The sequence below is a fragment of the Streptomyces sp. NPDC047982 genome (assembly GCF_043204165.1).
Classification (GTDB): Bacteria; Actinomycetota; Actinomycetes; order Streptomycetales; family Streptomycetaceae; genus Streptomyces.
Genome location: NZ_JBIDBS010000030.1, coordinates 43,856 through 63,709, shown reverse-complemented (window position 1 = coordinate 63,709; position 19,854 = coordinate 43,856). Strand labels below are relative to the sequence as shown.

Genomic DNA, 19,854 nt, shown 5'->3' with positions numbered 1-19,854 from the left:
GCCCCCCCCCCCCCCCCCCCCCCCCCCCCCCCCCCCCGCCGCCCCCCCCCCCGCCCCCCCCCCCCCCCCCCCCCCCCCCCCCCCCCCCCCCCCCCCCCCCCCCCCCAGACTCGCTCCGCCTTCGGCCGTGTGAAAGCAGTGGTCAGGCAGCGGGCCGCACGGGACAGGCCGTCTCGGCAGCCAGGCGCCGTAGGGCGGCTTCGACCAGCAGGACAAGGGAGAGCACCGCGACCGCGGGCTGCAGGGGCGCCCAGTAACTCAGCGCGCCCGAGGCCCCCAGCAGGAGCAGGACCGCCTTGTTGCAGACAGGGCAGCCGACGGCGAGGAAGGACAGCACCGCGCCGGCCGACCCGAGCGAACGCCCGGTCGCGTCGTCACGGCGCGAGACGGGCCCGGTTCGCACATAGGTGGCGAGCACCACGGCCGACAGCACGCTGGTGAGGACGAGCACCGGGTAGTTCCACCACACCGGCGGCACGGAGCGGGAGAACAACGGGGTCGGGATGAGGGCGGTGGGCACACCCAGGACGAGGACCGCCACTGGCGTGGCCGCCGCCAGAGCGGCCCATCGGCGTGGCGGCCAGCAGCGCAGGGCGGCCCACGCCGCACGGGGGGAGCGGGAGACGGACAACGCATGACTCTTCCGGTTGGGGTGACAGGGACACGCGGAAACAGCGCGCGGACCTATACCCGTCGTACGGAGAGTTCGGTGAGGTCGGGAGGAGACGGTTTCGGCCCGAAGTACCGGACACCCGCGTGCCCGGCGCCCCGCACCGGTGGCGCCATGTCATCGGCCCGCGCCGGCAGAGCACGATCGGGCAGCGCACCGAACCGCAGGTGCTCTTGCTCCGGCTGAACCTTCTTCAGGCACGATGCCTTTCGTGCGGAGACAGGTACGTCGTGACCGGCGTCGTCCAGCGTCTCGTGGCCTGGCGCCACGTGCGGGTCGGCCGCCGTCGAGGAGGGTGCTGCCCGGAACGCGGGCGGGGAGGCGGTCGTGGCGCAGAACAGTGCGGCCAGCAGGGTCAGCAGCGCGAGGGAGGCGCCTACGGCACCGTGCCGCTTGCGGTGCATCGTCGTTGCTCCCCTCCCTCGGTCCCGACACCATAGCCCAGGTACCCCGGGGGCCCGGCTGAGACCGTTGAGCTCGACGATGGCAGCGTCGAGGCTGACTTGGAGTCCGTCCACTTCACCAAGCCAGCCGTTGGCGCGAGCTTCGCGGATGCGTTCACGGAGGTTCCGGATGGTCACATTCCGATGAAGCTCACTGTTTCTGTCATGTGCGCCCGCCCGGTACGCAGTCGTGGCACGCCTTCCTTCTCGAATCCCACCGCGACGCCGCAGAACAGTACGAGCCCGTCATCGGCTCCGACGATCTGGCTGACGGTCTTGCGATACATCGTCCACATCATCTGGGGGCAGCTGTGCACCCCTTCTGCCCTGAGCAACAGCATGACGGTCTGCAAGTACATCCCGGTGTCCCCCCACTGTCCGGGCCCCATCGTCCGGTCGAGGTAGCAGAACAGTACGACCGGCGCGCCGAACGCCTCCGAGTTCAAGGCGGCGATCTTTTGGGGCCTGTCGGGGTCGTCGCGCTCGATTCCCAGTGCTTTGTACCGCTGGGCGGCCGCGGCGGAAAAGCGGTCCAGATACGGCGAGGTCAGTTGGGCCGGGTACATCGGATACTCCCGTTCATCATCCGGGTCTCCCGCCAGCGCCCTGGCTGTCGCGCGCCTCTTCAGTTCGGCCAAGGGCTCACCGGTCACGGCGTACACATGCCACGGCTGGAGGTTCCCACTCGATGGAGCCCGCGTCGCTGCGGTCAGCACTCGTTCGAGTATCTCTTTGGATACTGGCTCGTCGCTGAAAGCCCGCACGGCCCGGCGACTGCTCACGGCTTCATACACATCCACGTCTTCTGATCCTCTCGCTCAACGACAACCACCTCTCTACCGTCTTCAGCACGCACAAGAGGGACCGTTGATCCAGATCGCACTTCGGTCTGCGGCAGGCGGCAGCGCGGTTCCGCGGCCTGTCGGTACGATCGGCCGCCGCCTGCTCCACGGGGCCGGTGGACTAGGTCGTCCGTGATCGGGCGAGTTATTGAGCGGGCTCCTCATTGTCCTCACTGGTATGGAAGGTGATCTCGGCGAAGGTGGGCATCCCGAGGTCGACGGCAGTGCCGGACCGAGTCTGTTCGGCGTCAAGTCGGGCCAGCTTGCCCTCGGCGCCTGCGAGGCCGACCCGCAGGCCCTCCCTCCGGGCACGAGCTCAAGCGGGCGGCGTGTCCGGGGACCACACACCCATCCACTGTTCGGCGCCCCACGCCTCGTACCGTTGCACCTCGGTGAACCCCAGCTTTGCCGCGAGGCGCATGGAGCGGTCGTTGGCGGTCTGGGTGCAGAGCACCACCGGCTCGCCGGGAAGCGCGTCGGCGAACCAGCCGAGCACCGCCGCGCACGCCTCGGCGGCGTATCCGTACCCCCATGCCTCCGGCAGGAACAGGTAGCCGAGCTCGGCCTCCCCGGCATCCGGACGGACATGACTCCGACGCTCCGCGTCGCGCCGGTTGAGCTCGATGGTGCCGATCAACGCTCCGTCGAGCTCGATCACGAAAAGACCGGGGCGGCTCTCGGGCGTCTCGGGCAACGCGCGGTCGAGCTCATCACGCGGTCGAGGGCCGCCTATGTAGGCGCCCACCTCCGGCGAGGCGAACAGCTCGATGAACGCCGCACGGTCCCGGGCCTCCGACTCGCGGAGCACGAGCCGCGCGGTCTTGATCGGGGCAGGTGGCCAGGCGACGGATCCGAGTTCAGCCATGGTGGGGAACCTATCGCACGCCCGCCGAGCAGCACGCGCTCTCGCAACTCACGAACAAGGCCACGGCTCCTCAAGGCATGAGGGATACCGAGGGGCCGGGAAGAAGTGCGGTTTCCGCCGGTGCTCGCGGGCCCGGCAAGCCTGCGGGGCCCGCTCGCGTCCCTGGGACAGGGGCCGACCGTGCCCGGGGACGCACGGCCTGCCATGAGCGCCGACGGATGCGTGCGGGGCCGACCGGTGGCCGTGGCGGAACGAGGTCGCTGACGCCCATCACTTCGCTGACGCGCGTCACTTCAGTGGGCTCGTCACCGGCGTGGCGCACAGCGCTGCCCGCGGCGTCGCTCGGGCACGACTGTTCCGCTCCCCGTGACGCGTGGCTCGACCGGCCGGCGTCGCCCGCGTAGTGCGGGGAGGGCCGGGGCGGGCCCCGCATTCCTCGCACACCCGGTCCGTGCCCCCTCCGGCCGACGCCGTCCGCCCTCAGCAGCACACGTCACCGCACCCGCTCCCGACGGCACCGCCCTGATCGGGACCCGGGCGCGCCCCGTCCCGACTCGCGGGGGGATCCTTGTGCACGAACGCGCGCCGCAGCGCGTGGTAGGACGATCGCGGATCGAAGAAGATCCGCCGCATCACGGCCAACTCCTGTGCCCTGTAGGCGGCCAGGGGCTTGCGGGCCTCGTCCTTGTCCCGTTCGGCCTTCTTGGCGGCGATACGCAATCGTGTCGCGGGCGACGCGGCGAGCTGGGCCGCCAGCAGGGCGACCTCGTCCGAGAACGACTGCGCATCGCAGTCGACCGTCCGGTCGACGAGGCCGAGCCGCACGGCGGCCTCGGCGCTCACCGGCAGCGCGGTGCTCGTGAGGTGCTCCGCGGCCGCGGCCCCCACCCGGCGCGGCAGTGTGTACGTCCAGTACTCGGATCCGAACAGCCCCATGAGGCGGTAGTGCGGGTTCAGCACGGTCGCCTGCCTGCACCAGACCTCGTCGGCGGCGAGGGCGAGCATCACCCCGCCTGCGGCGGCGTTGCCGCCCACGGCCGAGACCACCAGCCGGTCGGTCGTGGTGAGAACCGCCTCCACGAGGTCGTTCATGGCGTTGATGTTGGCCCAGGACTCCTCGCCGGGATCGGCGGCGGCCTCGATGACATTGAGGTGGATGCCGTTGGAGAAGAAGTCCCGGCCGCTCCCGAGCACCAGCACCGAGATGGGCCGTCGGCACGCCATCCGGTAGGCGTCGAGCAGGCGTCGGCACTGCGTGGTGCTCATCGCGCCGCCGGGGAAGGAGAACGCGAGGAAACCGGCCTCTCCCTCCTCGCGATAACTGATGTCGCTCCAGCCGCGTCGGCGCCCCTGCTCGTGCAGCGGCGCGGGACGCTGCGGAAGTGCGGGCATCCGCTCGCCGAGCGCCGTCGTCGCGGGCAGTTTGAACGTGGTGGGACCATCGGGTCGGCGGCAGGCCCGGAGCTCGGGGATCCATACCGCGCCGTCGATCGTCGCCCGGCAGACGGCCCCTGCCCGTACGGCCACCAGCTCGCCCGTTTTCCCGCGCAGTTCGGGCTCCGGGTGGCCCCCGTGCAGAAACCACTCGTCCCCCAGCAGCTCATCACGTACGCCGGGGAAGGAGTCGGCGGCGCGCAGCTTGCGAAGAACCGTCTCCGTGGAGTCGGACGTCCAGTCGATGCGCCGATGCTCCTGACGCAGGTACGGTCGCGTACGGATGGTCAACTCCGCGCCTGCGCCGCTCTGCGGACGAGGAACGTACGCACCGGAGGAAAAGCGCTCGACGGCGAGGTGCACGGCCCGCGACGCGGCGTCCGAGACCTCGTTGCGGTACAGATCGCTCTTGCCCACCGGGGGCACCGGAAAGGCGGCCGACGCCCAGACGGCCCCGGCGTCCATCTCCTCGTCGGCCTGCAGGACGGTCACTCCCCAGGTGTCCGCGCCTTCTTGGACGGCCCGGTCGAGGGAGGACGGCCCACGGTCGCCCGGGGGGCCGGGATGGACGACGAGGCAGGTGCGCGCCGCCCACACGTCCCGCGGGATGGCGGTCTTCAGCATGGGGGCCACGACGAGGTCCGGCGCGAACTCCCGCACGGCCTGCCGCAACGACGCGTCACGCACCGACATGTCCGGCACCGCGATCTCCACCGCTACGGTATGACCGCGGTCTCTCAACTCGGCATGCATGCGCTGGGTGAGGCTGTTGAACGCGCTCGCCAGGAGCAGGATGTGCACAACGATCTCCCCACACTCCGGCCCGTTCCGTCCCGGGCGGGTCCGGACGGTTGCGATGCTGGGGGGCCGCTGACCGGGCACGGGCGGCAACCGGCCGGCACGTCACCCGAAAGCGAACGCAGCGGCGACCACTCGGGGGAACCCGGGCATCCGACCGCCCCGGCCCGCCGCCCGGAGCCGGGGCCCGGCGCCACCGGCCCCGGCCGCCGGGGGACCGGCGTACCCGGGCGGGAGGTCGCCCACCGGACCGGAGCCGTCTTCAGTCCGCTGCCGGGGTCACCGGGTGCGGTAGGCGTCGATGATGGTCTGGTCGAGGGTGTTGCCGTCGGTGTCGGTCAGCTCCGCGCGCAGGGAGACACCGGTACCCGACGCCGGGTTCTGGATCGTGGCGGCGCCGCGGTCGACCGGGACCCGGGTCCATGAGACGCCGCCGTCGGTGGACACCGAGACCGTCAGCGAGCGGATGCGGCCGTTCGCAGCAGCGCCCTGAACGGCGACCGGGACCCGGAGCCGGCTCTTGGCCTGCGCGGTGCCGGTCGCGCTGAGCTCGGGCGAGAAGCGCACGACACTCACCGGCACCGGGGCCGGGCCGGCCGTCGTGCCGGAGGTGAAGGTCCACGACGCCGTCACACGGGTGGTGGCTCCGGTCGCGCCCTTGCGGTTCACCGTGCTCGTCATGCGGTACGACGCCTGCCCCGAGGGCACGGTGAACTCGGCCCGTCCGGGCACGCCGGACCGGGTGCCGGCCAGTACGCCGTCACGGTGCAGCGTGGTGTAGGCCGTGTCGTACGACGGTGACGACGGCACGTGGCCGTCGCCGTCGGCGAGCAGCGGGATGTTCGCGGTGATCGTGTCGCCGTCGCGTTCGACGCCGGGGCGATCGGTGAGGGCGGGGCCGAAGACCGCGTTGTCAAAAGTGTGCGTGGTCGTGGCCCCGGCCCGCACGGCGACGCGGTCGGCGGCGTAGCGGTTCGGGGCCCCATCGGCGGCACCGGGGACCGTGAAGCCGATGTCCCAGGTACCGCGCTGAGGGGTGACGAGGAAGGTGGCGGTGCCGGGCACCGCCATGGACTGGGAGGCACCGACGGTGGGTCCGACGGTCGGCATCAGATCGAAGAACGCGGTGCCTGTCGCGCCCGGCCGGGCCGCGCCACGGATCTGCAGGGTGGCCAGCTCCTGCGCGGAATACTGCCGGGTGAGTCCGGTCAGGGCGCGGGTGCCGGTGAAGGTCTGGCCGAGCGCGTAGCGGACGGTGTCCGTCTTCCAGAAGGCGTCGAACCACTGCTTCACCGACCCGGCTTCGGCCTCGGGGCCCATGTGGGCCACGCGCAGATTCGGCGCGGAGTTGACGATGTTGGCCATCCGCGTGGCACCGTTGTGCGTGACCTCGACGAACATCCCGCTGTGCAGGAAGTTCGCGGAGTTGTCGGGGGGCCGTACGTCGACGGGGGCGGTGGTCCGCGCGTCGACGGTGACGGTGGTGTCGTGGTCGAGGTCGAGGCGTGGCTGGACGACCCAGTCCGTGCCGTCCGTTTCCTTACCGGTGGTCAGGGAACTGTCCAGCATGTACCGGCCCTTGGGCAGCCGCACGGTGGTGGTGCCGGAGGCGTCGTACGGCCGGAGCGACTCGTCGGCGCCGGCTCCGGAGATTCCGGTGACGTTGGTGGTGTACTTCCCTGTCGCGTGACCGGTGCGGTCCAGGTGCTTGATCGTGAGGGTGTACGTCTCCGGCTCTGCGGCGAAGGCCGTGCTGCCCCAGGCAGGCGTCGTGCTGCCGACCAGAGCGATGGCGACGGCCAGGGTCCGCAGGACGCTGCGGCGGGGTACGGAAGAAGTGGTCATGCCTTGTACTGCTCGGACCGGCACCGGAGTTCCTGTGAGCTGGGCCACATTCCGGTCCGTGCCCGTGGATGCGCACGGGGTCGCGCCCCCCTGCCTGCGGCGCCGGTCACGGCGCGGGGACGCCGTCCGGCGGGGCGCTGCTCGCCCGCGGTCGGGTCCTGCCTACCGTACAGAGAGTGCACCATCTGTCCGGGAGGTACCGTTGCCCCGCAAGCATCCCAAGAGTTCCGCTCGTCCCCTCCAAGCCGTCGAACCACCGCGCGACGTCGACGTACTGATCGGCGCGGTGTCGGTGACGGCACTGGTGATGATTCTCGGTGCCCTGTCCGCGTCACCGGTGTGGCTTCTCGGGCTCCTCGTATTCCTGCCGGCGGCGGCGTCGGCGCTGTGCACCGTACGCCAGACGAAGTTCGTGTCGGCGTGGACCGCACTCGTGGTCATCGTCACCATGCTGGTCCGGCACGGTGACGGGCGGCCGTGGCTCGACAGGATCCTCATGATGCTGCTCACCCTCGCCCTGGGCGCAGCGTCCGTCTACGCCTGCCACCGTCGGCTCCGCCGCGAGCACGAGACACTGCGACTGCGCTCCACCGCCGCGGCGATGCAGCGCCACATCCTGCGCCCTCTTCCCCTCCTCACCGACGATGTCCTGGTGGACGGAGCGTACGAACCTGTGCAGGAGGACCGGCTCATCGGCGGCGACATCTACGATGTCGTCGTCTCTCCGTGGGGAACCCGGGTCTTGATCGGCGATGTCCAGGGCAAGGGCCTGCCTGCGGTCGGCGCCGCATTCGCCGTCATCGGCACGTTCCGTGCGACGGCCCACCGAGAACCCACCCTGACCGCACTCGCCGATGCTCTCGACGCCTCTGTCGTACGGCACAACTCCTACGCCGCGCAGACCGGTGACGACGAACGGTTCGTCACCGTGCTCATCATCAACGTCGACCCGCACGAAGAGGTGCAAGTCATCAACTGCGGGCACATCCCACCGCAGTTGCTGCACGATGCCACCGTCACCACGCCGGCCCTCGCGTCGGGTGTCCCGCTCGGCCTCGCCGAACTCGCCGCCGAACCCGCGACCGTCGACTGGTTCGCCTTCCCATCCGGCGCGACGCTGCTGCTGACCACGGACGGGCTCACCGAGACCCGCGCTGCCGACGGCACGTTCTACCCCCTCGCCGAACGCCTCACCCAGCGCGCACATCTCTCTCCCACCGACCTGCCCCGCGCCCTCTACGACGACGCGCGCGCCTTCGCCGGGCAGGGGGAGCAGCACGACGACGTGGCGGTCCTGTCCGTCCGACGGTCACCGTACCGCTGAGCGCATCGCCGCACTCACCACCCAACCGACCGTGCCCGTCGCGTACGTACGGGTGCCGCCCAGGGCGGCATGACCACGGATCCGACGGCCGGCCCGGCTTCGTGGGCGCCCGTGGCACCGGACGGAGCCGCGCCGGCCGGTGCCACGGGCGCCTTCTACTGCTTCCAGTTCGCGGGCTGGCCGGGGTCGAGTGTCCGCCAGTGGGCGAGGACCTCGGGGTCCTGTGCGTCGAGCCAGTCGGTCAGCTCGCGGAAGGACACGCAGCGGACCTCCTTGCGGGGACAGACCTCGCGCATCGTTTCCTCGACGGCATCCATGTAGATCCCGCCGTTCCAGTCCTCGAAGTGGTTCCCGATGAACATCGGCGCACGGCTCCCGTGGAACACCCGCTCGAAGCCCGCGATGTACGAGTCCCGTGCCTCCTTGCGCCATGCCTCGTACTTCGCGGGGTCGCCCTCGGTGTCGCCCTCCGACTGGTTGTAGAGGAAGTTGAAGTCCATGGACAGCACCTGGAAGTCCTTGCCGGGGAACGGCAGCATCTGCAGCGGCAGGTTCCAGATGCCTTTCTTCTTCGACGGCCAGACCTGGAAGTCCCCCGGGGAGCTTGCGTCGTAGCGCCAGCCGAAGGGCTTGAGGGCGGGCAGCAGGGTCTTCTGGCCCTCCAGACAGGGGGCACGCCCGCCGACGACCTCACGGGTGGGGTCGAACGGCAGCGGATCGAGGTCCTTGAAGCCCGTGTTCGTCTTCCAGTTCTGGACGAAGGAGTAGAACTGGCTGATCTCGCTGGTCCACTCGTCCTTGCTCCAGTCCCCGCCGCCCTTCTTCTCGCAGAAGTGGCCGTTGAAATGGGACCCGATCTCGTGGCCTTCCTTCCAGGCACCGCCGAGCTGCTCCAGCGTCGTGCGGATGTGCTCGCGCGTCGGGTACGAGATCGCGGCGGCCCCGGCCTTGTGCTGGGGCGGCCGGTAGAGGTTTCTCTTCTCCTTCGGGAGCAGATAGATGCCGGTGAGGAAGAACGTCATGTGCGCGTTGCTCTCCTTCGCCACACGGCGGAAACGCGAGAACGTGCGGTCGTCGCCCTCGAGCGCACCGTCCCACGAGAACACCACGAACTGGGGCGGCCGTTCGCCCGGCTTCAGGCGCTTCGCCTTCAGCCGGCCCGGCTGTGGTCCGGTGTAGGACGTGGAACCGTCCCCCAGGATCTGGACCTTGCCGTCCCACTCCTCGTCCTTCGCGTCTTTCGTGTCGCGGCTGTCCCGGCTGGTCGGCGTCGGTGCGGCGACGGTGCGCGTTTCTCGTTCCGGCGTCCGGCTGTCCGCGGAATCGTCGGGCAGCAACGGGACGAGCGCGGCGGAACCCGCCACCAGGAGGCATGCCGCGAGTCCCAGGGCGACGCGGGGGGTGAGACGACTCCGTTTGCGGCGGGATGCGGACTTCGCTCGGGCTCTTGTCATTTCGTCATGGCCTTCGTATACGTGTTCCAGATCTGGGCCGGGAAGTCCCGGTCGCCCGCGGAGGCACCGCCCAGTCCCTTGAGCGGCAGCGGTGCGAGGCTCCGGTTCAGGTCCATGCGGTACACGACGACGGCGGTGGCGGCGGCCGGGTCGTATCCGACGTACCAGCGCGCGGTGTCGTCCTCGGTGGTTCCGGCCTTGACGGCGACCGGAGCGGACAGGTCCCCACCGCTTGTGCCGGGCCGGGTGAGTGCGGCGGTCACCTCGTCGGCGACGTCGGACCGGACGGCGCGCTTCGCCCGCGGCAGGTCGAGTTGGACGGGCGCGCCGTTGCGCGTGGCCTTGCGGACCGAGTACGGGTCGGTGTGCATGCCGCGGGCCGCGAACGTTCCGTACGCGTCGGCCATGCGAATGGCGCTGGGCGTCGAGTTGCCCATCGCGAACGCCGGAACGGGCGGACCGAAGCTCGACGGGAGCAGTCCCGATGCCTCCGCGGTGCTGCGGATCCGCTTCAGACCCGTGTCCATGCCGAGCTGGAGGAAGGGGGAGTTCACGGACTTGGCCATGGCGTCGTGCAGGCTGATGGGACCGTAGGAGCGGTCGCCGTCGTTGTTGCCCTTGACCATCTTCCCGCTGCGGTCCCAGTAGGGGCCTTCGGGAGTCGTGATCGGGATGTCGTCGTCGCCGTCGTAGACGGTCGACGGGGTGACGGCGGACCGCGGACCGCCTCGCTCGCGCGTGACTCCGTGCTGCAGACCGGCGGCGTAGACGAATGGTGTGAACGCCGAGCCGGCCGGGACGGTGCTCGCGTTGGACTCGTTGAACGCCTGGCGCTCGAAGTCCGGCCCGCCGTACACGGCGAGGATGCGGCCGTCCGGGGCGACGGTCGCGGCCCCGAACCGAACATGCCGGTCGGCCTTGCGTCGCTTGGGATCGAGCGCGCCGCGCGCCTCGCGTACGGACCGGGCCAGCGCGGTCATCCGCGGTTTTTCGAACGTCGTGTAGATCTGGTAGCCGCCGAGGTCGAAGCGCGCGTCGGAGATGCGTCCGGCCCGCTTGGTGTACGACTCGGCGAGCTGGACGAGGTAACCGGTCTGCCCGCCCGTGCTGTTGGGCCCGTGCGGCCGCTTCGGCTCGGGGAAGGTGGTGTACTTGGCGCGTTCGGCCCGGCTCAGCCTGCCGACCTCCACCATGCGGTCCAGGGTCCACGCCCACCGTTCGACGGCCCGTGCGCGGTTGCGGGGGTTGACGGCCGGATCGTAGAGCGAGGCCCCCTTGAGCAGGGACGCGAGGAACGCGCCCTCACTGGCGTCGAGCTGGGTGACCTCCTTGCCGTAGTACGCCTGCGCGGCACGCTGGAGACCGTAGGTGCCGCGGCCGAACCAACTGGTGTTCAGGTACTCCTGGAGGATCGTGTCCTTGTCCACGTGGCGGTCCAGCTTGACCGCCAGCAGCATCTCGGTGAACTTCCGCGAGAAGGACTGGTCCTGCGACAGATAGACGTTCTTGACGTACTGCTGGGTGATGGTGGACCCGCCCTGGGTGTCACCGTCACTGACGGTACGCCACAGTGCGCGGGTGATCCCTTGCGCCGATATGCCGTGGTCGGAGTAGAAATCGGCGTTCTCCGCCGCGAGCACGGCCCACCGCACGTGGTCGGGGATCTTCGACAGGGGCATCTCCTGCCGCCTCACCCAGCCGGTACGGGCCATGGGGGTGCCGTCGGCCCAGTAGTAGACGGTGTCCTGCTGGGTGGCGAACGAGTTGAGGTCCTTGGGAATGTCCGTACGCGCGTAGGCGATGCCCACCACCGTCAGCAGTGTCGCGACGAGCACCAGGCACGAGCTCAGGACCAGCCGCCACGAGGGCACCCATCGGCGCCAGCCGCTCCGGCCCGCGCGCGGATAGTCCGGTCTGCGCGGCAGGCGGCCGCGCGAACGCCTCGCCCGCTTGCGATGCTCCGCCCGCTTGCGACGCCCCGCGCCCGGGGCCGGTATCCCTCGCCTGGCCCGCTTCGTCCTGCCGAATAAGGTGTGCTGCGTCATTCCGTCCAGCCATGACAGTCCGGGCCGGCCTCGAACTCCGACAGTGCCCGTATACGTGCAGTGGTCATTGCCCGTCCGCCGCCACGAGCCGGCACGGCCGGTACCCCCCGGGGTCTGCGGACGCCCGCCCGCGCCGAGCGGGCAGCGGGGTCACTCGTCCAGGCCGGTGTGTGCCATGCGCGTCCTCGGCTTCAGGTCAGCCTGTTTGGTTGCAGATCGGACCGAGAAGCCCGGAGGGCAGTCACGCCCTTCGTCCCCGTCGACTCCACCACGGTAGAGGCCAAAGCGTGACCGAACGTTCCATGATGAGGTCACGGAAAGATAACAGGCCCTCGGGGGTCGCTCCGTACCCTTCTCGTCATCGGCGGGCGTGCGGAACCGCCGCGAGGCTCCGGGAGCCGGCCGACGGCACCGGGCATCGCGCCACCCAACCGGCCCATTCGGTGCGCTGGACCCGCCTCCGGCCGCCGACGAACGCCCCGTCCGCCTCGCCGTCCCCGCCCGTCCCGGGCCGCCCGCAGCCGCCGACCGCCCCTCACGTCGACGGCCCGGCACCGCTGACAACCCCGTCGTCCAGAGCCGTCCGGGGGTGTCGGCCGTGCGGGAATTGCGAGGCCCGGACGGGCGGCGGAACGGCGGAGCGCCGGTTCCGCCTGGCAGACCGGCGCTCCGTCAAGGGGCGTGTCGGGCTCAGTCCTTGGCCGCGCCGTGGTCCTCGGACTGCTGCCGGGCGCGGCTGAACTCGCCGGCGCCGACCCGGGCGGCGAGGGTGTCGTCGGGGCCGGACAGCAGGGAGCCGTAGCCGGTGGCGGCCCACAGGCTGCGTTCGGCGGGCACCTCGAAGTAGGGGACGGTGCGGCCCTGGTCCCGGACCGCCAGCACCTGTGGTGCGCGGCGGGCGTGCAGGGCCTGGCCGCAGTCCTCGCAGACCGCGACGTCGGCCCGCTCCCGGCGGCCGAGCGGGCGCCAGGTGATCCGGCGGACGGCGGTGCCGTGGCGGGGGTCGAAGAAGCACAGCGGGAGTCCGGGGGCCGGGGTCAGGGCGGAGCGTCCCTCGGCGGCCAGGGCCAGCACTCCGACCAGGTCGGGGAGCCCCCGTGCGGCGTCCAGCACCCGGCCGGCCGCGTCGTAGGCGTCCAGGGCCCGGCTCAGGCCCGGCGTGGTGGCGCCGTCGGCGTGCTCCACGGCCTCACCGAGGGCGAGCATCTCGGCGGCGGCCCGGCGGCGCAGCCCGGCCTCGTCGGCGGCCTGCTCGGCGGCGAAGACGGCGTCGGGGAAGGTGAAGGCGGTGTGCCGGGGCGAACGTCGGTGGCGTACCAGGAAGGCGGCGCCGACCACGGCGAGGACCAGCACCGCGGCGACCGCGAGGAGGGTCACCGAGCCGTCGGAGAAGTCCTCCTCGACCTCGGGCCGGGCCGAGGACTCCCTGTCGATCCTGGCAGTCTCGGCCTCGTAGACCTCGGTGCCGTTGCCGGCCTTGATCAGTTCCACGGCCTTGCCGACCCGGGCGGCCAGCCCGGCGTCGTCGAGTTCCTCGAGGAAGCCGACGGCGGAGGCGGCGTCGCGGGTCTGGTGGGTGTCGGTGGGCCACTCGGTGCCGTTGAGCCACTTCCCGTACTCGCCGGTGGTGATCAGGATCAGCTGCTGCTGGCCGAGCCGTTCCTTGACCACCGCGGCGAGCGCGCGGGAGTCGCCGTCGAAGGCGTCGCCCTTCTTCAGTGGCACCAGCACCACCTTGATCGGCAGGCCGGTCGCGGCGATCTGGTCGACCAGGGCCTGCTGCTGGGCGGGGTTGACGGCGGCCGCGTAGGACGGGTCGACGTAGACGGGGTCGGTGGCCAGCGCCTCGGCGATCGTCGTGGCGGTCGGCCCGGTCCCCGCAGTCTCCGCCCGGGCGGGGGCGCCGGTGCCGAACAGCGCCGTGCACGCCAGCAGCAGGGCGGCGAGCAGTGAGGCGGCGAGGCCGCGGGAAGCGCCGCTCGGGCGGTCACTGGTCAGTCGGTCACTGGACACTGGCGGACTCCCTGGCCCTGAGGATGAGTGCTTCGATCCCTTCACGGGCGGCCGGCAGGACCTGCCCGGCCTCGTCCCAGGCGGTCCGGGGGCTGCCGTCGGCTCCGGGCAGGCGCAGCAGCCGTTCGGTGGCCTCCCGTTCGCGGGCGGCCGGGTCGGCGGTGCTGCGGTCGGCGCCGCTGTGGAGGAAGGCGTCCCAGCAGGCGGGGCACAGCTGCGCGGACCTGGGGCCGATGCCGAGGTCGGCGAGCCACCCCGGGACGTTGCCGCCGGTGGCCTCGCCGTGCAGCGGGTTGAGCCGGCAGAGGGTGGGGTGGAGGTCTCCCCGGAGCGCGGCGAGGCCGGCCTGGGCGAGCACCGCGACAGCGGCCCGGTCGCCCGCCTCGATGGCGTCGTCCGGGCGCTCGGCGACGGTGAGGGCCAGCAGTTCGGCGGCGTCCAGGCAATCCCAGGCGCGGGTGCGGCCGGGCGCGTCCTGGTCGGCGGCGGCCAGCCGGCCGGAGAGTTCGCGGACGTCGGCGGCGGCCCAGGCGCACAGGTGCCGGACGGACGGCAACGCGGTGATGTGCCGGGGTCCGGCGTGCTGCGGCGGCGAGGGGACGGCCGCGGGGGTGCGGCGGGAGTGCAGTACGGCCCGCGCGACGGCGATCACCAGCCAGGCGATCAGCAGCAGCGCGCCCAGCAGCATCGTGCCGAGCGCGATCCCGGGCCCGAAGTCGCTGCTGAACAGGCCGGGCAGCCGGTTGTCGTGGAGCGGGGGCAGTTCGGCGTCGCGGGTCGTGGGGTCGTAGCCCTTCCTCGGCTGGGCGGCGGCGACGGCGTCCAGGGTCTGGTTGAGGCGCGGCACCACCTGCAGGTCGCCGTTGCTGCGGTACTCCGGGTAGCGGACGGTGGACGGCAGGCGCGTGAAGCGGCGCGCGGCGTCCTGGTCGGTCCCGAAGGTGTCCAGGTCGATCCGGCCGGACACCGGATCGATCAGTACGTAGACGCCGTTCCGGCCGGTGCGCTGGTGGACCCGGGCGAGCAGGGTGCTGCTGATGCCGCCGCTCTCGTCGTCGCTGTGGCTCGTCGTGGCCAGCACGTGCACCGGGCCCTTGGGCGCGAGTTCGGCGATCCGCTGCCGGATCGCGGGCAGGTCGGCGGCGGTCAGCACGTCCGCGGTGGACGGGTCCTGGTGGATCGGTCCGGCGGCGAGACCGGCGGCGACCTCCTCCACCCGGGCGTCCAGGTCGCCCTGGGTGACGTCGAGGTACGGGCCGTCGACGGTCTGCGGGAAGACGGTGGGCGCGGCCAGTACCACGGCGACCGCCGCGGCCACTGTCGCCACCACCGTCACCGGCAGCACGCCGCGTCGGCGGGTGGCGGGCCAGGTGGTGCGGGCCGGGGCCTTCGGCTCCGCCGCGGCCTTGCCGGAGCCTTTGCCCGAGCCCTTGTCCAGGGTGACGGCCGGGGGCTTGGTCAGGGCGACGGCCCGGGCCTTCGAGCCGGCGGCCTCCTCCTTCCCGGTCGGCTGCGGCCGGTCGGAGCGGCGGCGGGAGAGCCGGATGCCGAGGGCCAGCACCAGGCCGGGGATCACCACCACGGCCAGGCCGAGCAGCAGGTTCTGGTTCTGCCGGTCGGTGGAGCTGATGTACAGGTCGGGCCTGCCGTCCTCGTGGGAGCGGTCGTACAGCTCGTCGGCCTTGGCGGCGGCCCGGTCGCGGCCGGAGGCGATCGCGTCGACGAAGGACTCGAACGCGGCGAGCGGGCCGGCCCTGTGCGGGGTGCCGTAGCGGGAGACACGGCGGGCCTCCTCGACCGGGACGTCGACGCCGAACGCGGAGGCGGTGATGCTGCCGTGGTCGCCGATCAGCACGTACAGGCCGTTCTCGCCGAGCCGGTCGTGCACCAGGGCGAGCAGCGTGGCGTCGCCCGCGGGCAGCGCCAGCACGTAGGTGGGCACGCCGGTGCGCTTGGCGAGGGCGGCGATGTCCGGGGCGAGCGAGCGCGGCAGTTGGCGGGGACGGTCGGCCGAGACGTAGACCGGGTTCTTGCGTAGTTCCTCGGCCAGGCGCTCGGACTGGGTTGCGTCGTCGGCAAGTTGACCGGCCGACGTGGCGGTGGCGGTCGCCGTGGACGTTGCCGTGGCGCTCGGCGCGGTGCTCGGCAGCGCAACGGCCGTTCCGGCGCCGGCGACCAGCACGAGAGCCGCGAGCGCCGTGCTCGCCCGGGCCCCGAATGTCCTGGTCCGTCCCCGTATCCCTGACGGCGTCCGCATCGGCGCCCTCCCCGTGGTCTGGCCGGTCACACTACCCGCGCTCGGTCCCGACGAGTAGGGACGCCTCCCGGTCCGGGGCGGCGCGAGGTGGACGTTGCGGTGGTCCTCGACGCGCTGGGGCACGCGGTTCCACCCCCTCCCACCTCAGCTCCTCCAGCCGGGCCCGCTCGCGCTGCGCCCGTGCGGAGCCCTTCTGGCGCGGCGCCGTCCGCCCCGCCCCGGGGTGCTTGACGGGCGTGGCACACTCCGGGTCATGATCACGCTCAGGGACGTCCTCGCGCTGCCCGGCCTCGGGCTCGACCTCCTCGAGGGGGCCGGGGCCGGGGGCGAGACCACCGACGCGCTCGGCCGGGAGGTGCGCTGGGCGCACGTGAGCGAGCTGGAGGACCCGACGCCCTGGCTGCTCGGCGGTGAACTGCTGCTGTCCACGGGGCTCAACCGGTTCGAGGACGCGGCGCAGACCCTCGCCTACTGCGAGCGCCTGACGCGGGTGGGCGTCGCGGCGCTCGGGGTGAGCACCGGTGCGAGCCTGCCGCACCCCGAGCTGCCTGCCGTGCTTCTGGCCGGGTGCGCTGCGGCTGGCCTGCCGTTGGTGCACGTGCCCGAGGACACCGGACTGCAATCGATCATCCAGGCCGTCTCGGACGCGCTGAATGCCGAGCACACGGAGCCGATGCGCCGTGCCCTGCTGGCCCAGCGGAACCTCGCGGAGGCCGCCGCGCAGGTCAAGGGACCGGACGCCGTGCTGGCGGGGCTGGCCGAGACGAGTGGCATGCATTCGGTCCTGTTCGACAGTGAGATGCGGGTCGTGGCCGAGTGGGGCAGCGCCGCTCTGGACCTCGCCGAGGTGCGTCGTACGGTCCGGGCGCGCCTGCTGGGCTCGTCCCCGTGGTCGGTCGCGATGGACGCCGGGACGTGGACGATGACCATCGTGCCGGTTCTGACCGCGGGGACCGTGCGCGGCGTCCTCGTCGTGGCCAAACCGGGCGCGTGGACCGAGTACGACCGTTCCCTGCGGTCCATGGCGCACTCGCTGCTCGCGGTCCTCCTCGAACTGCGGTACCGGGCCGGGCAGAGGCGGTGGGTGGCGCGTGCTCAGGCGTTCGACGCGCTCCTCGACGACCGTAAAGAGGCGTCCGAGGTGGAGGAACGGCTTGTTCGGGCCGAACTCGGCTGGGTGACCCGGCTGCAGGTGATCACCGTGCCGGCGCTGGAGAACCCGGGGCGCCGGGCGGCCTTCGTGGCGGGCCTTCAGGAGCTGGCCGCCGATGTCCTGTTCCGCTCGGCGGGCGGGATGACCCAGATGGGGCTTCTCGACCCCGACGACGGTGCCGAGAAGCGGGCGGAGACGCTGGCCGCCGAGTGCGGCATCGCCAGGGCGGGCATGAGCCGGCCGGTGCACCCGGCGGAAGGGCATGTGGCGCTGCGTCAGGCCGATCGGGCCTACCACGTCGCCGACACGCGCGGTGTGCCGTTCGTGGTGCTGGAACGGCTCGGCGGATACCGGGCGCTGCTGTCCCTGGGAAGCGGCGCGGACCGGCAGGAGTACGCCCACCAGGTACTCAGCCCGCTCATGACCCCGGAAGCGCGGGGCGCGGACCTCTACGGAGCGTTGCGCGCGTACGTGCGCTCCGGCGGGAACACCGAGGTCGCCGCGGCCCGTCTGGGGGTGCACCGGCACACCGCGCGCGCCCGGCTGCGCCGTGTCGCGGAGCTGACGGGGCTGGACCCGACACGGGCGATGGATCTCTTCGAGCTGTGGCTCGCGGTGGAGATCCGGGAGCTGTTCGAGGAGCGTGAAGCGGTTGACGGCTGAGCGGGCGGTGCTGCCGCCGATGCGCCACCCGGCCGGACCGCGGCGGGTCGCGGGCCGGGGTGCGGTGCCGGACCCGGGGCCGGCCGGTCCGGCATCCCAGGGCAGGCAGATCACCAGGGCGCGTCCGAGCCGCCCTGCGGCCGTTGGCCACCTGACAGCCACACCCGGCACCCCTGGGTGACCCAGCCCTACGCATGGCTCGATCAACCCGATCAAGAAGGCAGGGCCGCCCGGCGGTTGCGGGTTGCCTCGGGACCCGGCCATCCGCCGGACCGACCAGGTCCGCCGGACGGCCGTGGTCCGCCGTCAGCCGAAGATCCCCTGCGGGTCGTACTCCGCCACACCGCCCACCACCGTGGCCAGGACCGGCGTGCCGCCGATCTCCTCGGTCGCGCAGGTGGTGATGTCCCGGCCGAGGACGACTATGTCGGCGAGGCAGCCGGGGGCGAGGCGGCCGAGTTCGTGGTCGGTGCGCTGCGCGTACGCCGAACCGACGGTGTAGGTGCGCAGCGCCTCCAGAACGGACACCGCCTCGTGGCCGTTGAAGAGCCGGCCCGACGGCGTGCGCCGCTCGACCATGGACTGGATCGCGGGAAGCGGGCCGCCGTCGGCGACGACGGGCCGGTCCGAGCCGCTGGCGACCACGATGCCGCGCTCGGCGAACGACGCGTGCCGGTACGTCCACGGCAGACGGTCCTCGCCGAGCACGGAGGCGACTCCGTCGCCCAGCTCGGCGACGAACCGGCCTTGGGTGGAGGCGATGACGCCGAGCCGGGCGAACCGGTCGAGCTGCTCGGGACGGACCACGGAGGCGTGCTCGATGCGGTGGCGCGGGTCGGTGCGGCCCCCCGCGCGGGCGACCGCACCGAGCACGTCCAGGGCCACATCGACAGCGTGGTCGCCGATCGCGTGGACGGCCAGTTGCCAGCCCGCGGCGGCCGCGTCCACGGCGGTACCGGTGAGCTCCTCGGCCGTGAACTGCATGGCGCCCGCGTGGTCGTGGCCGCAGAAGTTCGCCGTCATCGACGCGGTCCGGCTCATCAACGCGCCGTCGGTGAACATCTTCAGCGGTCCGATGCGCAGCCGCTCGTCGCCCAGGCCGGTGCGCAGGCCGAGGTCGAGCCCGCGCCGGAACGGATCGGTGTCCGCACTGGCCAACGTGTGCAGGTTCTCCATCGCGACCATGAGCTGGACGCGTTGGCGGATCGCGCCCTCCTCGACGGCCCGCTGGTAGACACCGCCCTCGACCGGGCTCGACCCGACGAGAGGGGAGTCTCCGATGCCGGCCTCGGAGACCGAGGTGAGCCCCTCGGCGAGATAGACGCGGGATGCGGCGCGGAGCGCGTCGATCAGATCGCGCTGCGGGAACGGCTTGCGCAGCCCGCGGAACTCCGCCATCGCCCGCTCGGCGACCAGGCCGGTCGGCGTGCCGTCGGCATGCCGTTCCACCGTTCCGCCCTCCGGATCCGGGTACGCCGCCGTCATCGCGCCCACCGCCTCGAAGACCGCGGTGCTGGCGACCAGCAGATGGCTCGTGCGGTGCAGCAGCAGGACCTTGCGGCCGCCGCCCGCGCGGTCCAGCTCCTCGCGGAGTGGATGGCCCCCCAGCACCGTCTGGTCGTATCCCGAGCCGGTGATCCACGCGTTCGGGGCCGCCTCGGCCGCCCGCGCCGCGATCAGGCCGAGAAGCTCGTCCCGCGAACGCAGCGCGCTGCAGTCGATCTCCCCGAGGCGCTGGCCGAACTGCGCCATGTGGTTGTGCGAGTCGTTGAACCCGGGGACCACGGTCGCGCCGCCGACACTGACCTCACGCCGGGCGCGCACCCCCTCCACCTGCTCGTCCACGCCGACCACCCGTCCCCGCCAGATCCCGACACTGCGGGCGAAGGGGCGGCCCTCGTCCATCGTGACGACGCGGGCATCGGTGAGCAGCAGGTCCAGTTCCATGCGCGTCACCCTAGGCAGGCACCGCCGAGCCGGGTGCTGGACACCCTGTACATCCGGGCTCCCTCCTTCGCCGCTCTGTACAGATCGGATCGGCGGGAAGC

General features: G+C 72.1%; 13 protein-coding genes. 2 read left to right on the top strand and 11 right to left on the bottom strand.

The features are described 5' to 3' along the window. Window positions 1-142: 142 nt before the first annotated feature. The 6 genes from ACGF2V_RS28765 to ACGF2V_RS28740 all read right to left on the bottom strand — a co-directional run bounded on the left by ACGF2V_RS28765 (window position 143) and on the right by ACGF2V_RS28740 (window position 6,897). Entirely contained in the window at window positions 143-631 is a 489-nt protein-coding gene (locus tag ACGF2V_RS28765; RefSeq protein ID WP_362710086.1) for a hypothetical protein, read from the bottom strand. A 53-nt stretch (window positions 632-684) separates the two neighbouring features. Further along, window positions 685-1,074 carry a hypothetical protein gene (locus tag ACGF2V_RS28760; RefSeq protein WP_362629021.1) on the bottom strand — a complete coding sequence of 130 codons (390 nt, stop codon included), beginning with the start codon at window positions 1,072-1,074 and terminating at the stop codon, window positions 685-687. A 173-nt stretch (window positions 1,075-1,247) separates the two neighbouring features. Next, window positions 1,248-1,913 carry a nitroreductase gene (locus ACGF2V_RS28755; RefSeq protein ID WP_362710089.1) on the bottom strand — a complete coding sequence of 222 codons (666 nt, stop codon included), beginning with the start codon at window positions 1,911-1,913 and terminating at the stop codon, window positions 1,248-1,250. Between the two features lie 358 nt (window positions 1,914-2,271). After that, window positions 2,272-2,820 (bottom strand): GNAT family N-acetyltransferase, encoded by a 549-nt coding sequence (locus ACGF2V_RS28750; protein WP_362710091.1) that lies wholly within the window; start codon window positions 2,818-2,820, stop codon window positions 2,272-2,274. A 480-nt stretch (window positions 2,821-3,300) separates the two neighbouring features. Next, window positions 3,301-5,055, bottom strand: coding sequence for an enoyl-CoA hydratase-related protein (locus ACGF2V_RS28745; RefSeq protein ID WP_362710094.1), 1,755 nt, complete (start codon window positions 5,053-5,055; stop codon window positions 3,301-3,303). A gap of 276 nt (window positions 5,056-5,331) precedes the next feature. Then, complete coding sequence (locus tag ACGF2V_RS28740; RefSeq protein WP_362629027.1) at window positions 5,332-6,897, bottom strand: serine protease; 1,566 nt, start codon at window positions 6,895-6,897, stop codon at window positions 5,332-5,334. A gap of 202 nt (window positions 6,898-7,099) precedes the next feature. Here ACGF2V_RS28740 and ACGF2V_RS28735 point away from each other — a divergent pair, with 202 nt between their 5' ends. Next, window positions 7,100-8,221 carry a PP2C family protein-serine/threonine phosphatase gene (locus ACGF2V_RS28735; RefSeq protein WP_362629031.1) on the top strand — a complete coding sequence of 374 codons (1,122 nt, stop codon included), beginning with the start codon at window positions 7,100-7,102 and terminating at the stop codon, window positions 8,219-8,221. 155 nt (window positions 8,222-8,376) lie between these two features. On the opposite strand, the gene ACGF2V_RS28730 is transcribed toward ACGF2V_RS28735, so the two are convergent. The 4 genes from ACGF2V_RS28730 to ACGF2V_RS28715 form a co-directional block, all read right to left on the bottom strand. Then, a complete protein-coding gene (locus ACGF2V_RS28730) occupies window positions 8,377-9,675 on the bottom strand; it encodes a hypothetical protein (RefSeq protein ID WP_362629033.1) in 1,299 nt (432 codons plus the stop codon). Further along, window positions 9,672-11,720, bottom strand: coding sequence for a transglycosylase domain-containing protein (locus ACGF2V_RS28725; protein ID WP_362629035.1), 2,049 nt, complete (start codon window positions 11,718-11,720; stop codon window positions 9,672-9,674). The genes ACGF2V_RS28730 and ACGF2V_RS28725 overlap by 4 nt, the downstream gene beginning before the upstream one ends. A 690-nt stretch (window positions 11,721-12,410) precedes the next feature. Continuing rightward, entirely contained in the window at window positions 12,411-13,733 is a 1,323-nt protein-coding gene (locus ACGF2V_RS28720) for a hypothetical protein (RefSeq protein ID WP_362629038.1), read from the bottom strand. Next, window positions 13,723-15,990 carry a hypothetical protein gene (locus ACGF2V_RS28715; protein ID WP_362629041.1) on the bottom strand — a complete coding sequence of 756 codons (2,268 nt, stop codon included), beginning with the start codon at window positions 15,988-15,990 and terminating at the stop codon, window positions 13,723-13,725. Before ACGF2V_RS28715 ends, ACGF2V_RS28720 begins: the two co-directional genes overlap by 11 nt. A gap of 253 nt (window positions 15,991-16,243) precedes the next feature. On the opposite strand from ACGF2V_RS28715, the gene ACGF2V_RS28710 reads away from it, so the two are divergent. Beyond that, window positions 16,244-17,806: a PucR family transcriptional regulator gene (locus ACGF2V_RS28710; RefSeq protein ID WP_362629043.1), complete on the top strand. Its 1,563-nt coding sequence runs from the start codon at window positions 16,244-16,246 to the stop codon at window positions 17,804-17,806. Window positions 17,807-18,112: 306 nt separating this feature from the next. On the opposite strand, the gene ACGF2V_RS28705 is transcribed toward ACGF2V_RS28710, so the two are convergent. Beyond that, window positions 18,113-19,753: an amidohydrolase gene (locus ACGF2V_RS28705; RefSeq protein ID WP_362710096.1), complete on the bottom strand. Its 1,641-nt coding sequence runs from the start codon at window positions 19,751-19,753 to the stop codon at window positions 18,113-18,115. Between the last annotated feature and the right edge of the window lie 101 nt (window positions 19,754-19,854).